The organism is Gammaproteobacteria bacterium (assembly GCA_016200485.1).
In the GTDB taxonomy this organism is placed as follows: Bacteria; Pseudomonadota; Gammaproteobacteria; order Tenderiales; family Tenderiaceae; genus JACQEP01.
Window position 1 is genome coordinate 152,554 of sequence record JACQEP010000004.1, and the last position, 15,057, is coordinate 167,610.

Consider the following 15,057-nt stretch of genomic DNA (forward strand, 5'->3'; position numbering starts at 1 on the left):
GCCTCAAGCAGTAGTGTTCACATTACGGCCTAGATGGAGGGGTAGTTTTTCCTTGGGAACTTCCTGTGCCGGCTGAGTAACAGTGTTGACCACTTCCACAACCGTGGTTGCTTCCACTGTCACTGCCTTGTTCGTCACCTCCAGTGCCATGTCTTCACCCGTTTTCGGGCGTGACACCTGATTTACCACTGATCCTAAAACACCGCTGATATCCATACTCCTGACTCCTCTTATTGGATACAACGCTTCTGGGGGTACACTATTTTAAAGCTCTATACCCATATAATATATCGGTATTTTTGACCAATTACTTGATAGGTATATTTCTATTATATTCAATTAGTTATATAATATTTTTACAGCACAAGCCGAATTTCGGCCCCTCCCCACTGGGACCGCCCAATAGTCAGTTCGCCCTGGTATAAACCCACGATATCCCTCACCAGGGACAAACCCAGTCCATGCCCCGCCTTGGACTGATCCAGGCGCTCGCCCCGCCGTAACACCCGGTCAATATCTTCCTCAGCGATCCCAGGACCATCATCGGCAATGACAATCGCCAATTGATGCATCACCCCGCGCTCATTACGCACCGAAATTGCTACCCGTGACCGGCACCACTTGTAAGCGTTATCCACCAGGTTGCCGAATAACTCCATTAGATCCGCCTCATCACAATGTGCCACCAGGTCAGGCTCTATCGCCACTGAACACTCGACTCGTTTTTCGGCATACACCTTATCCAGAGCCTTAACCACTCTGTTAGCGACCACCGACACATTCACCGGTGCCGCCAATGCAGTACGTCCTGCCGTCGCAGCGCGCTGTAATTGATATTGAACAATCTGATCCATGCGTTCAACCTGCTCTTCGACCGCTGAACGTAATTCTGATAACGAATGCTGTGGTGCCTCGACGGCACCCCGCAACACCGCCAGCGGGGTTTTCAGACTGTGGGCCAAATCACCCAGGCTTGCGCGATAACGCGCCTCATGTTCACGATTGGTGCGAATCAAGGCATTGAGATTATCCGTCAGCCCCAGCAGTTCCTTGGGATAATCGCCTTCCAACACGATATGCCGCCCCGCCTCAATCTCACGCAGATCCGCAGCTACCTTGCGCAAGGGCAATAATCCCCATCTCAGGATCAATGTCAGCATCATCAGTAATACCACCGTGATGCCGCCCAGCCAGCCCCAAAGATTATTCCGGAATTGATGCAGTTGATTGTTGTAACGATAGAGTGACTCAGCCACAACGAAGGTGTAACCTTCCTTGAATTTTTCGTGTTCCCCCCACGTCACACCAATACTGTAACTCAGCACCGGCTCGCCCTCAGAGGTCGTCAGATATTCATAACGATCTTCGGCACGGCGCAAGCCGCCATACGATGAAATGTTGATCCCTTCCATCGACGGCGATGACCATTCAATCGACCCATTGTTGGACAATATTTTGGCATACAAGCCTGATCCCACTGTAAAGAACCGCGACTCGGGCAACGCATAGGCCAATACGATTGATCCATCTTTTTCCTGCTCTGCCGAGGCAATCAACGCACTCGCATGCACCTGCAAGCGTTCCTTGAATGATTCTTCGGTGGAAAAACGAAAGGATTTTTCCAAGATCAATCCCGTGATACCGAGAAAACTGATCAATATGATACCGGCCGTAATCAACATCCGGCCATTGATGGAAAGGATCACTCCGGACTCCGTACCAAGGTGAATCGATAACCACGGCCCCGCAACGTTTCGATCGGTTGCAGGCTATTATCCGGATCCAGCTTACGCCGCAAACGTCCGACAAAAACCTCGATGACATTACTATCACGCTCAAAATCCTGAGCATAAATATGGTCCGTCAGCTCGGTTTTCGAAACCACCTGCCCGGTATTGAGCATCAGGTATTCAAGCACCTTGTATTCAAATGCGGTGAGTTCCAAGGCATTACCAGCCACTGTGACTTCCTGGGTGACGGTATTGAGCCGGACGGGTCCGCATTGCAATGTCGGCTGTGCCAGCCCTACAGCACGCCGTACCAGCGCCTTTAACCGCGCGACCAGCTCTTCGATATGAAAAGGTTTGACCAGATAATCGTCAGCGCCAGCATCAAGCCCTTCCACCTTATCCTGCCAACGGCCACGCGCGGTCAGAATCAACACCGGAAAAGTCTTGCCTGCCGCCCGCAGACGTTGCAACATTTCAATACCGGAAAGCTTGGGCAAGCCGATATCAACAACGGCAACATCGATCGGAAATTCCAACCCCAGATACAACCCTTCCTCACCATCCGCCGCGACATCCACGGCATAGCCCTCATGGGACAGACGATCGAACAATTGTTGGCGTAGCTCTGTCTCATCCTCAACAACCAGCAACCTCATCAACAGCACCCTCTTAGTTCAGTGAGCAATAAGGATAACCGGAAATTGTGCAGTACGGATAATGGTGCGAGAGAAAAGAAAAAAACCCCGGGGGCCTGTGGGGGGGGGAATTAGGCACACCCGGGGCGCTCAAAAAAAGGACTTCTACACAGGGGTAGGGTTTATGTATGGAGTCCTTGACTTACACTTACAGGCCGAGAATAAAGTCGGCCAATTTATTGATGTTTTCATCAGCAACGCGGGGCGAGTACGGAGGCATCGGTACGCCGCCGGTAACAGCAGTCCACTTACCTTTGCTACCTTTCTTGATAGACTCGACCAAGGTGGCCTTGGCATCGCCTTGACCTTTATACTTGGCAGCAACATCTTTCCATGCTGGACCAACAACCTTGGCATCAACACTGTGGCAAGCCAGGCAACCACTTGCCTTCGCCAGATCCAGATTGGCCATGGCCGGCGCCGCAACAAACGAAGAGGCCAGAACAACAACCGTAATAATACGCTTCATGACAGTTCTCCTAACGGAATTACATTAATAACCTGTAATCATCCTTCTCACACCACCTCAATGGCCGGAGGATGTCTGCTTCGGATCCTAAGATAACCAAATTAAACTGAATGCAGCCTGAATGGGGTTCAGCAAGCTAACCTGCTGTTTACAAGAAAAAACCGGGCGGCAGGTGCCGCCCGGATAGTAGCTTTGAAACGTAGAGGAGGTATTAGCGCCCTTGGCGCAACATTGCAATCCGCTCATCCAGGGGCGGATGGCTCATAAACAGCCGTTTTAGCCCCGCCCCTACGCCGCCGGCAATGCCAAAGGCGGCCAATTGATCCGGCAAGGGGCCAGTATGGGCACGTTTCAGACGCTCCAGCGCCGAGATCATCTTCTCGCGACCGGCCAGGCTGGCGCCGCCTGCATCGGCGCGAAATTCACGCTGGCGACTAAACCACATCACAATGATCGACGCCAGAATACCCAGCACCAGTTCAGCGACCATTGAGGTGACGAAAAAGGCGATGCCGTGACCGCGCTCGTTTTTGAATATCACGCGATCGACGGTATGACCAATGACGCGCGACAGGAACATGACAAAGGTATTGACCACACCTTGAATCAGCGCCAGCGTAATCATGTCACCGTTGGCCACATGGCTCACTTCATGCGCCAGCACGGCTTCGACTTCATCACGATTCATGTTATGCAGCAGACCGGTGCTGACGGCGACCAGGGCTGCATCGCGACGCATGCCTGTGGCAAAGGCATTGGGTTCGGCCGCATGAAAAATAGCCACTTCCGGCATGCCGATGCCAGCGGCTTGCGCTTGACGGCGCACAGTGTTCACCAGCCAACGCTCGACTTCATCACGCGGCTGTTCGATGACTTGGGCACCCATCGTACGCTTGGCCATCCACTTCGAAATCGCCAGCGAGATAAACGAACCGCCCATGCCGAATACTGCGGCAAAGATCAACAATGAATTGAGATTGAGATCAATGCCCTGCCGATCAAGAATACTCTCTACACCCAGCAGGCGCAGCGAAATGCTGAGCACGAGCATAATTGCCAGGTTGGTTGCCAGAAACAGCATAATGCGTTTCATTTTTCCTCCAATAAAACCATTGATAAGTGTGTTATTGCATGCTACGAATACGCGTAGAATACCGTTCCATTAGATAGGGTCTACCAAGCAAAGTTCAAGGGCTCGACATCCGCCCCTGAATCCACCCGAATCAGGCGGCATTTTGCCACATTTTTGTGTTTTTTACGCTCCAGTCAGCACGTTAGCAGCCGATACTGTACATATGCGGGTTCTAATGTAGAACAGTCTATGGCGTAGCGCGGCAAGGTCACTCAGATTCATGGATGAGGTTAATAACAACCTAACAACCAAGAAATTATCCCTAAGCAGCCCGCGCTGGTGGCGCTACCTCAACCGCGATACTTTGCGCGCCGACCTCTCGGCCGGGCTGACCGGCGCGGTCATTGTTTTGCCCCAGAGTATCGCACTGGCCTTGCTCGCGGGGTTACCGGTCGAATATGGCTTTTATACCGCCATCATTCCCGTCATCGTCGCCGCCCTGTTTGGCTCATCCCTACACTTGATCTCGGGCCCGACCACGGCCATTTCCATCGTCATCTTTGCCACGATCAGCCCGCTGGCCGTCCCCGGCAGCGAGCACTACATTACCCTGGTGCTCACCGTCACCTTTCTCGCGGGCCTCACTCAAGTGGCGCTGGGGGTGGCTCGGCTCGGCGAGCTGGTCAATTTCATCTCGCATAGCGTCAAGGTAGGCTTCACCGCGGGCGCGGCAATCCTGATTTTAACGAGCCAGCTCAAACATATTTTCGGGATCAGCCTGCCCGCGAATCAGCCGTTTTTATATACCTGGACCAGCTGGTTACAACAGTTACCCGAGTGGAAGCCCTCCACCATTATCATTGCCACCGTCACACTGGCGACAGCGATCTTTATTTATCGTTTTGTCCCGAAGTGGCCACGATTCCTGATCGCCATTACGGCAGGCACGTTATGCATGTTTGTGCTCGGTAAAGATGGCATCCAGACTGTCGGGGCGGTTCCGTCATCACTGCCTCCACTTACGAGCCCGGACCTCTCGCTCGACACCTGGCGGCAACTGATGGCAGCGGCATTGGCGATCTCAATCCTGGGGCTGGTGGAGGCCGTCGCCATCTCCCGCAGCATTGCCAATAGCAGTCATCAATATCACGACCCAAATCGGGAATTCATCGGCCAGGGACTCTCCAACATCGCGGGCAGCTTCTTTTCCAGCTATGCCTCATCTGGCTCGTTTACCCGCTCCGTGCTCAATCATGCGAGCGGCGCACGCACGCCGATGGCGGCCATTTTCAGTGCTGTCGGCATTGCGCTGATCATGCTCATGCTGGCACCGCTGGTCAGCCATTTACCGATCGCGGCAATGGCGGCGGTGTTGATTTACATCGCCTATCAACTGGTTGATTTTCACAGCATCAAAGTCATCTTCAAGGCCAGCCGTTCTGATACCGCCGTGTTGTTTACCACGTTTCTTTCGACCTTGTTCGTGGATCTGACCTTTGCCATTTATTCAGGTGTATTGTTGTCACTGGTGTTGCATCTGATTCGAATCTCTCATCCGGGGATTATCGCCAGAGTGCCTGATCCGGAGGATGCCAACCGCCGCTTCATCGCCGGCACCGGTCGCACGGAATGTCCACAACTTAAAATTATACGCATCGATGGCTCGTTATTTTTTGGTGCGGTACACGATGTAGAGGAAGCACTCCATGCCATTGATTTTTACAACCCGGAACAGACACGGGTACTCATCATTTGCAGTGGAATAAACTTCATTGACATTGCCGGCGCGGAATTACTTAAACGTGAAACCTTGAGACGACGCGAATTAGGCGGTGATTTATATCTCTGTAGCGTCAAATCACGGGTACTGACCTTGCTGCGTGAGGGTGGCTATCTGGATATCATCGGCAACGATCACATTTTTGCCGCCAAAGCGACCGCTATCAAAACTATTTTTGGTCAACTCGATCCGCAACGTTGCCAACGCTGTAACGCCCGTGTCTTTGGCGAGTGCCCACCACCGCCACCCGCCAATATTGAGTCCAATCACACCACTTATTTGGATTCAGACAACATCCGATCGACACGCTGATAATTGCGCGGCAATTTAAGGCCGCGCCGGCCCCGTTCAGCGACATAGTGCTTCAAATCCTTGCCATTAAGCGTTAACTTGCGTTGCCCGCAGTGTAGAATCACTGACGACTCCGTTGGCAAACTCAACACGCCCGCCATAAACTCCTCACGGCTCGCCACCTTGGCGGAAGGCAGGCCCATAATCTTATTGCCCTTGCCGCGCGCCATTTGCGGCAGTTCCTTCAACGGGAACACCAGCATGTGGCCCGTGTTGGAAACCGCGACGACCTGATCATTTTCCAGATTGGTGATGCGCGCCGGCGCCAGCACCTTGGCCCCCTGCGACACATTCAGCACCACCTTGCCGTTCTTGTTTTTGGCAAAGAGATCTTCAAGTTTGACGACAAAGCCATACCCGGCATCGGTCGCCACCAGATACAAATCTTCGGGCGCACCAATCATTACACCCACAAATTGACTGCCGGGCGGTGGATTCAAGCGGCCGGTTAAAGGCTCACCCTGACCACGCGCCGAGGGCAACCCATGCGCAGGCAGCGAATAACTGCGACCACTCGAATCCAGAAATACTGCCAATTGGTTGCTGCGGCCATGGACGGCGGCAAGGAAACTATCCCCCGCCTTATAACCCATGGTAGTGGGATCGATTTCATGTCCCTTGGCGGCACGGACCCAGCCTTTTTCGGAAAGAACCACTGTCACGGGTTCGGCAGGCGTCAGCGCTGATTCATCGATGGCTTGCGCGGCGTCACGCGCGACCAGTTTCGAACGACGCTCATCCCCATATTGCTCGGCATCTGCCGTCAACTCATCACGAATCAACGTCTTGAGCCGTTGTTTCGACTTCAGCGTTGTTTCCAGATCGTCACGTTCATCGGCCAGTTCTTTTTGCTCAGCGCGAATTTTCATCTCTTCCAGCCGCGCCAATTGCCGCAAGCGAGTATCGAGGATGTAATCCGCTTGTTCTTCCGAGAGTTTGAAGCGTTTGATCAATATCGCTTTCGGTTCATCCTCGGTACGAATGATGCGGATCACTTCATCGAGATTGAGATACGCAATCAACAAGCCATCCAGCAAATGCAGACGACGATTCACTTTATCCAGGCGGTGTTCCAAGCGCCGCCGCACAGTGACGGTGCGGAACTCCAGCCATTCGCCGAGGATTTCCTTCAGATTCTTGACCTGTGGCCGACCGTTAATACCAATCATGTTGAGATTGATACGATAACTGCGTTCCAGATCGGTGGTAGCAAACAGGTGCGACATCAACGATTCAATTTCCACGCGGTTGGAACGCGGCGTAATCACCAGCCGGGTAGGATTTTCATGATCGGATTCATCGCGTAAGTCTTCGACCATCGGTAATTTCTTGTCATTCATCTGCGCCGCGATCTGCTCCAGAATTTTGGCGCCGGAGACCTGATACGGCAACGCCGTGATCACGATATCGCCGTCTTCCTCTTCGTAGGTCGCACGCATCCGGATCGAGCCGTTGCCGGTTTTGTACATTTGCTTGATTTCAGCGCGCGGGGTAATGATCTCGGCACCCGTCGGGAAATCCGGGCCTTTGATGTGTTCGCAGAGCTGTGACAACGTGGCCTCTGGCTCATCCAGCAGCCGAATACAGGCACTGACCACCTCGCGCAGATTATGGGGCGGAATATCGGTGGCCATGCCCACGGCAATGCCGGTGGCGCCGTTGAGCAGCACATTCGGCACCCGCGCCGGTAACACTGCCGGTTCGTCCAGCGTACCATCGAAATTTGGCACCCAATCGACCGTGCCCTGCCCCAGCTCGGACAGCAACAATTCAGCGTAACGCGCCATCCGCGACTCGGTATAACGCATCGCGGCAAAGGATTTTGGATCATCCGGCGAACCCCAGTTGCCCTGACCGTCGATTAACGGGTAACGCGAGGAGAACGGCTGCGCCATCAGCACCATGGCTTCGTAGCAGGCCGAATCGCCATGAGGATGAAATTTACCGAGCACATCACCGACCGTACGGGCCGATTTTTTGTACTTGGCCGTCGCCTCCAACCCCAATTCCGACATGGCATACACGATGCGCCGCTGCACCGGCTTGAGGCCATCCCCAAGATTGGGCAAGGCGCGGTCGAGAATGACGTACATCGAATATTCGAGATAAGCCTTCTCAGTGAATTGCTTGAGCGGCATTTGCTCGATGCCGTCATCGGGGCGCTGCTGGATATCACTCATGGGGGTTCATTCCTGCGGTTATCTACGCCCCATTATACTGATGGCATCTCAAAGTAGTAGGGGCGATTCATGAATCGCCCCTACATGTGATTGCGGGATATCAACATCCCTCTTTTAACTTTCAATTGGCAGGCGCCACCGCCAGAATCGTCCGCAAATAGGCCACCACATCGTCGATTTCATTGGCCTTCAACTGCTCACCCCAGATTGGCATCACCTCAGAGCGGCCCATTGCTTTACCGCCCATGGTGATAATCATCCGTTTATAATCGTCGTTCTTGTCGCTGCGCGTCAGATTGGCAGGCGGAGGATCAAACAACGCAGAGGCCCGTCCCTTGCCATCCCCTTTCACGCCATGACAAAGAATACAATTGGTCTTGAAAACCACTTCCCCTCGTCTGACCGGATCGGTCACTGCATAAAGATACTCGGCCACGTCCTGGATCTGCTCTTCGGATAATTCATCCTGCCAGGTGGGCATGAATTCGGAACGACCCACAGCAGGCCCACCATCGCGGATTATTTCTTGATAATAGTCGAGCGGCCGCTTGGTGATCTTGAGATCGAGATTATCATGCAATTTTGTAATACGCGCCTCACCGTCACCCTGACCGCCGTGACATAACACGCAATAGGTCTTATACACCAAACCGCCACGCGTCATTTGCCGCACCAGCGCCTTGGCACTCGCCATTTCCTGTTCAACCACTTGCCGAGACTCAGTAGCCGCTGCTGCGACGCCGGTAACACCGACGAGGCAGCCGAAAATAATCGCCTTTAGACGTAAAGAAATTCTCATAGGCATGTCCGTAATTGAATAATAGTCATGAAAGAAGTAAGACGCCCGCAGGCGCCATACCATTTGCCTATCGCTATTCCTTAATTAAAATTGTGCGTAAATAAGCGACTACGTCATCAATCTGTTGCGGCGATATCTGCTGACCCCAGATCGGCATCACCTCGGAGCGGCCCATCGCTTTGCCGCCCATGGTGATGATCATGCGTTTATAGTCGTCATTCTTGTCACTCTTGGTCAGATTCGCCGGCGGTGGATCAAACAACACCGAGGCCCGTCCTTTGCCATCGCCTTTGACGCCATGACACAACACGCAATTAGTCTTGAACACCACTTCACCACGCCCGACCGGATCGGTGACCACTTCCAAATAGGAAACCACATCATTAATTTGTTCTTCCGATAATTCATTACCCCAGTTCGGCATGAATTCGGATCGCCCTACAGCTGGACCACCACCGCGGATGATTTTGTCATAATAATCACTCTGCTGAGACTTGATAGCTAGACTCTCCTGTCCATATAATTTGGTGGCACGCGCCACACCATCGCCACGCTCACCATGACACAATATACAATAGCTACGAAAGACAATGCCTCCGCGAATCATCGGCTTGGATTGAGCCTTGGCGATATCTTCCCGGCTATCCGTGGCCTGCGCGGAAAAGGCGCTGGCCATTACGGCCAACGCCAGCACGCCTTTTAGCAGCATTTTGAAGGGCTGCTGTTTCATCATTATTTAACCTCGACCTTAAGCATCATGGTCGGATGAATGGCACATTCAACCTCAGCCGTACCGGCCTTATCGAAGACTACTGGTTTCGATTGACCTTGAGGATAAGAACCTAAATCGAAAGTCTTCAGATCCGAAAGCGAAAATATATTGTGGAACCACGGATCTTCGTTCTTAAAGTTGATAGTATCACCCACTTTAACCGTAACAGTTTCGACCTTGGCACCATTCATCACAAAGGTTTTATCCTTCTGACCAATGGTAATCTCGCCCGCTGCCGCAGTCGTAGCGACCACCATCGTCGCCATTGTAACCAGATAACTAATACGCAACATGATTTATCTCCTTTTAACCAATCATTTAACTGGCAGCTGCGGGTAGGTGATCGCCAGCGGTGCTCCGGTCAGTGATTTCAGGAACTCCACCAGATCCTTTTTCTCTTGCTTCGACAGATTCAGCTTCTTCATGTTCGGATCAAGATTATCGAACGTTGGTGTACCACCACTGTTGTAGTGATCAACCACTTCTTCCAGCGACTTGTACTGTCCGTTATGCATATACGGCGCGGTCAGCGCCACATCACGCAAGGTTGGAGTCTTGAAGGAGCCCTTCATAACCTTGATAGCCTTGATTTTGAAACGACCTTCATCGGTGTTATCCGGCAGACCGATATTATGGAACCCGCTGTCGGAGAAGTTGTAACCGCTGTGACAAGCAGCACAATTTGCTTTGCCTTTAAAAATTTCAAAACCACGCAAAGCAGCCTCAGCCATGGTGTTTTGACCCTTCAGCCACAAATCAAATGGTGAATCGGTGGACACTACGCTCCGCTCAAACGCTGCAATCGCTTTGGCAATGGTATCGTTGTTGATACCTTTGCCTGGATAGGCCACTTCAAACATCTGCTTGTACTTGGGGATAGCACTCAAATCTCTGATAACATTTCCCATGTTGCCAGCCATTTCCGGCTCGGCCTGAATCGGACCCAATGCCTGCTGTTCCAGTGTCGCGGCACGACCATCCCAAAACTGGAATTTCTGATAAGCGCCATTGAGGATCGTTGGCGTAGAACGGCCCAACACTTTCATGCCGTGACCGATGGCGGTTGGCAAACCATCCGACCAGCCCAATACTGGATTGTGACAAGTGGCGCAACTAATCCAGCCCGAACCTGACAGGCGCGGATCGAAGAACAAGGCCTTACCCAGTTCCACACGCTCTGAGGTTGAAAGATTATCCGCCGGTTGTGGCACTTCCATCGGACGAAGAAAAGTCTTCACATCATCCTCACTCGGGCCTGACGCCGCTTGTGTGACACCTCCCACCATTCCAAGCACAACGCCAAACAACACAGCGGCGACGCCGGTTGTTAGCGAACGATGACTAAACACAGATTTATACATGAGAGCCTCCTATTTGCCTCGCAAGAGAAAACTAAAAACTACGACTATTGATAACGACTACAATATTTATAACTTGAACTTATCCACCACATGATTTAACCCCATGGCCGCACCGTTGAGCGAAGACGACAAGCCATGCAACATCTCGGTCTGGCGGCTGGTCTCTGCACTGAGTTCAAAAAGATCATTAACTGCCTGATTGATGCCCTCCACCGCCTTTTCCTGCTCCACCATCATCTGTACTACTTCCTGCATTGCTTCACGCAAATACACGGCCTGATCACGACCCTGGCTGGTATTGGCTGCAACTTCTCCCAGGCGCGCAATATTGGTGCGCGATTCCGTGACTGATTTTTCAAGCATGCCTACTGCTTCAGCAACACTGCCGGAAATCGTTTCCACCAGGCCTGAAATCTCCGTCGTCGCGGCCTCGGTCCTGGTCGCCAATTGACGCACTTCATCGGCCACCACGGCGAAACCACGCCCCTGTTCACCAGCACGGGCCGCTTCGATTGCTGCATTCAAGGCCAACAAATTGGTTTGTGAAGAAATATCGCGAATAGTCTTGGTGATATGAGTGATTGTTTCCGCCGTCTTGGCCAGTTCGCGCGTGACATTGGCAGTGGCTTCCATTTGCTGTTGGAAACGCTCGAATGCCTGGGTGGTTTCATTGATCTTGTGGGCAGTACTTTCCGCACTATCGGCCGTTTGCTGAGCGCGGTTGGCCGCCTCTTCCAGCTGCTCTACTGCACCGCCCGTGGTTGTGGTAACCGTATCCGAGGAATCTTTTATCCCTTCAACGCTAGCATGCAAACGCGTCGAAACATCGTGAATCATGTCTGCCGCCGTCGCGATGTGTTCTGCCTCAGCAGTCAGGGTACCGGCATCAGAATGAATCTTGGAGACAATGGCATGCAGGTCGGTCACCGTGCTATTCATCGCCTTGACCATTTTACCTACTTCATCCTTACCTGGCTCATCAAGTGTGATACGCAAATCACCTGTCGCCAACGACTGCATGGCCTGTTCAAGCTTGGTCATCGGTTTCACTGAATAGTGAGACGCCAGCAACCCGAGAAAAACACTAATGCCGATCCCGCCCATCACAGACAATGCCAACAGTAGAATGGTCTTTTGGCCTTTATTCTCAATATCCTTCAACGCCTCCTGCATCATCATGCGTTGTTCGGAAATGATCTGATCAGACAGCTCATCAACACGATGAAAATCAGCCTCCATCGCCTTGATCTGGGCCAATGCCTCGACATCCTGGTTGGCACGCGCCAGTTTGATGATTTCCATGCGTTTGGATTTGAGCAGCGGCACCAGACGCGCCAGATCGGCAACTGTTTTGTCGTCGGGCAAGGCGGCTTGCAGGTTTTGAATCTTTTCATCCAATTGAGCTGCCGCCTTGATGGCATCCACCGCCGCCTTGCGCGTGTCGGCAGGATCGACAAAGGCAATAACCGCGGCCTGGGCATAACTCATTTTCAGTAGCGCGAATTGCGCGTCAGCAACGGTATTCATGCGCGACGCAGACTCGGCGTTCAACTGTTGCACATCGTCGTTCAATTTCTGGATTGCATAGGCACCGATGCCGCCCACAACCAGAGATCCGATGGCAAAAATACTCGACAAACCCAGAATCTTCGTGCGCCAGGTAATATTGCCGAGAAAACGTTCTATGTTGTTTGTCATCGACCCGTCCCTTAAATCCATAACCCATGCCGGCAGCCGCCATTTGGCTGTCAGTAGTAATTACAAAGTCTGTAACGGCCAGGGGGGGGGGGACTTTAGTGCAATCAAAATAATAAATTACAACAAATGTATAGCGGATTTATATAGTTACAATAAAATCTGGACTCTTTGGCAACGCTGTCAATAATCGTAAACTTTTTTACGCTTCATTCCCGGAACTCGCTACAGCAAACAAAATCCCTACCCAATCTGTGCCAAATCACCTTTGGTTTCTAACCATTGACGCCGATCGGCTGCGCGCTTTTTGGCCAGCAACATGTCCATCAAGCCATCGGTGTCATCGGCTACATCCAGCGTCAGTTGTACCAGTCGCCGGGTATCGGGGGCGATGGTGGTCTCACGCAACTGGATAGGATTCATTTCACCCAGCCCTTTGAAGCGCTGTATTCCGACCTTGCCTTTAATTTTTTCAGCGGCGATGCGATCAAGGATGCCCTGCTTCTCGGCATCATCGAGCGCATAAAACACTTGTTTGCCGACGTCGATGCGATACAAGGGCGGCATGGCGACAAAGACATGCCCCGCTTGAACCAAGGGCCGGAAATGACGCAGGAACAAGGCGCAAAGCAAAGTAGCGATATGTGCGCCGTCGGAATCGGCATCGGCGAGGATACAGATCTTGCCGTAGCGTAATGCCTGAATGTCCGGTGAGCCCGGTTCAACACCGATGGCCAGCACTATGTCATGCACTTCTTGTGACGCCAGTACTTCGTCGGAGTTCACTTCCCAGGTATTCAGGATTTTACCGCGCAACGGCATAATCGCCTGGAATACACGGTCACGCGCCTGCTTGGCGGAACCGCCGGCCGAGTCTCCTTCGACCAAAAACAACTCGGTACGACCAATATCCTGCGTCGTACAATCCGCCAGCTTACCCGGCAGGGCTGGACCCGCCGTGGCTTTTTTACGCACCACTTTTTTGCCCGCACGTAACCGCGACTGGGCATTGTCTATGGCGAGCTGGGCGATTTGTTCGCCGACATCGGTATGCTGATTCAGCCACAGACTGAAGGAATCTTTGACTACGCCTGAGACAAACGCGGCACACTCACGCGATGACAAGCGCTCTTTGGTCTGACCACTGAATTGCGGATCTTCCAGTTTTACTGACAACACATAGGCGCAACGATCCCAGATATCTTCCGGCGCGAGTTTCACACCGCGCGGGATCAAATTGCGAAATTCACAAAATTCGCGAATCGCCTCGGTCAAGCCGGTACGCAGACCATTAACATGGGTGCCGCCCTGCTCGGTGGGGATCAGATTGACGTAACTCTCGGCAACCAATTCGCCGCCTTCGGGCAGCCAGGCGACAGCCCACTCAGCGGCTTCCCGTTGCGCGGCCATGGTACCCACGAACAATTCCGCTGGAATAAATTCGTATTCACGCAAGGCGGTGCTGAGATAATCGTGCAGCCCATCCTGATAACACCATTCTTCCTTCTCCCCCGTCGCCACATCATGCAAACTCACCCGCAAGCCGGAACACAACACTGCCTTGGCACGCAGTACATGCTTGAGTTTGAGCACGGAGATTTTGGGCGAATCGAAATATTTCGGGTCCGGCCAGAAACGCACCGTGGTACCGGTGATTTGCTTGCCCACCTTGCCGACCACTTTAAGTTTCTCGGCCCTGTCGCCATTGGCAAAGGCCATGTGATATTCCTGACCATCGCGCCGCACCCACACGTCCAGACGCTTCGACAAGGCATTCACCACCGACACGCCGACGCCGTGCAGGCCACCCGAGAATTGATAATTCTTGTTCGAGAACTTGCCACCCGCATGAAGCTTGGTCAGGATCACCTCGACGCCGGGAATCTTTTCCTCGGGGTGGATGTCCACCGGCATGCCGCGACCATCGTCCTTGACCTCGACCGAGCCATCTTTATGCAGCGTGACATCGACAGACGTGGCATGACCGGCAATCGCCTCATCGACGCTGTTGTCGACGACTTCTTGCGCCAGATGATTGGGGCGGGTGGTGTCGGTGTACATCCCGGGGCGCTTGCGCACCGGCTCCAGGCCACTCAGCACTTCTATCGCTGAGGCGTCGTATTTATTGCTCATAGGCGACTTCAAATCTCATA

At 52.7% G+C, this 15,057-nt stretch carries 13 protein-coding genes; 1 reads left to right on the forward strand and 12 read right to left on the reverse strand.

Translation table 11 applies throughout. From position 1 onward, the window contains the following. Positions 1–3 precede the first annotated feature (3 nt). The 5 genes from HY272_01325 to htpX form a co-directional block, all read right to left on the reverse strand. On the reverse strand, positions 4–177 hold the full coding sequence (locus HY272_01325) for a hypothetical protein (GenBank protein ID MBI3771336.1): 174 nt from the start codon (positions 175–177) through the stop codon (positions 4–6). A gap of 179 nt (positions 178–356) precedes the next feature. Next, complete coding sequence (locus HY272_01330; GenBank protein MBI3771337.1) at positions 357–1,706, reverse strand: GHKL domain-containing protein; 1,350 nt, start codon at positions 1,704–1,706, stop codon at positions 357–359. Then, positions 1,703–2,386, reverse strand: a complete 684-nt coding sequence (locus tag HY272_01335) for a response regulator transcription factor (GenBank protein MBI3771338.1) — start codon at positions 2,384–2,386, stop codon at positions 1,703–1,705. Before HY272_01335 ends, HY272_01330 begins: the two co-directional genes overlap by 4 nt. A gap of 187 nt (positions 2,387–2,573) precedes the next feature. After that, positions 2,574–2,894, reverse strand: a complete 321-nt coding sequence (locus tag HY272_01340; protein ID MBI3771339.1) for a c-type cytochrome — start codon at positions 2,892–2,894, stop codon at positions 2,574–2,576. Between the two features lie 211 nt (positions 2,895–3,105). Beyond that, positions 3,106–3,987, reverse strand: a complete 882-nt coding sequence (htpX, locus tag HY272_01345; GenBank protein ID MBI3771340.1) for a protease HtpX — start codon at positions 3,985–3,987, stop codon at positions 3,106–3,108. 259 nt (positions 3,988–4,246) lie between these two features. On the opposite strand from htpX, the gene HY272_01350 reads away from it, so the two are divergent. Beyond that, a complete protein-coding gene (locus HY272_01350) occupies positions 4,247–6,058 on the forward strand; it encodes a SulP family inorganic anion transporter (GenBank protein ID MBI3771341.1) in 1,812 nt (603 codons plus the stop codon). Here HY272_01350 and parC read toward each other — a convergent pair. The 7 genes from parC to parE form a co-directional block, all read right to left on the reverse strand. Then, the gene (parC, locus tag HY272_01355; GenBank protein ID MBI3771342.1) at positions 6,022–8,277 is read right to left on the reverse strand and encodes a DNA topoisomerase IV subunit A; all 2,256 of its coding nucleotides are present in this window, start codon (positions 8,275–8,277) and stop codon (positions 6,022–6,024) included. The two genes, HY272_01350 and parC, sit on opposite strands and share 37 nt — an antisense overlap. Positions 8,278–8,398: 121 nt before the next feature. Beyond that, positions 8,399–9,076, reverse strand: a complete 678-nt coding sequence (locus tag HY272_01360; protein ID MBI3771343.1) for a c-type cytochrome — start codon at positions 9,074–9,076, stop codon at positions 8,399–8,401. Between the two features lie 73 nt (positions 9,077–9,149). Then, on the reverse strand, positions 9,150–9,809 hold the full coding sequence (locus tag HY272_01365; protein MBI3771344.1) for a c-type cytochrome: 660 nt from the start codon (positions 9,807–9,809) through the stop codon (positions 9,150–9,152). After that, entirely contained in the window at positions 9,809–10,141 is a 333-nt protein-coding gene (locus tag HY272_01370) for a methylamine utilization protein (protein MBI3771345.1), read from the reverse strand. Before HY272_01370 ends, HY272_01365 begins: the two co-directional genes overlap by 1 nt. Before the next feature lie 21 nt (positions 10,142–10,162). After that, positions 10,163–11,134, reverse strand: a complete 972-nt coding sequence (locus HY272_01375) for a c-type cytochrome (GenBank protein MBI3771346.1) — start codon at positions 11,132–11,134, stop codon at positions 10,163–10,165. A gap of 141 nt (positions 11,135–11,275) precedes the next feature. Next, complete coding sequence (locus HY272_01380) at positions 11,276–12,907, reverse strand: methyl-accepting chemotaxis protein (protein MBI3771347.1); 1,632 nt, start codon at positions 12,905–12,907, stop codon at positions 11,276–11,278. A 240-nt stretch (positions 12,908–13,147) separates the two neighbouring features. Beyond that, positions 13,148–15,037 carry a DNA topoisomerase IV subunit B gene (gene parE / locus HY272_01385; GenBank protein ID MBI3771348.1) on the reverse strand — a complete coding sequence of 630 codons (1,890 nt, stop codon included), beginning with the start codon at positions 15,035–15,037 and terminating at the stop codon, positions 13,148–13,150. Between the last annotated feature and the right edge of the window lie 20 nt (positions 15,038–15,057).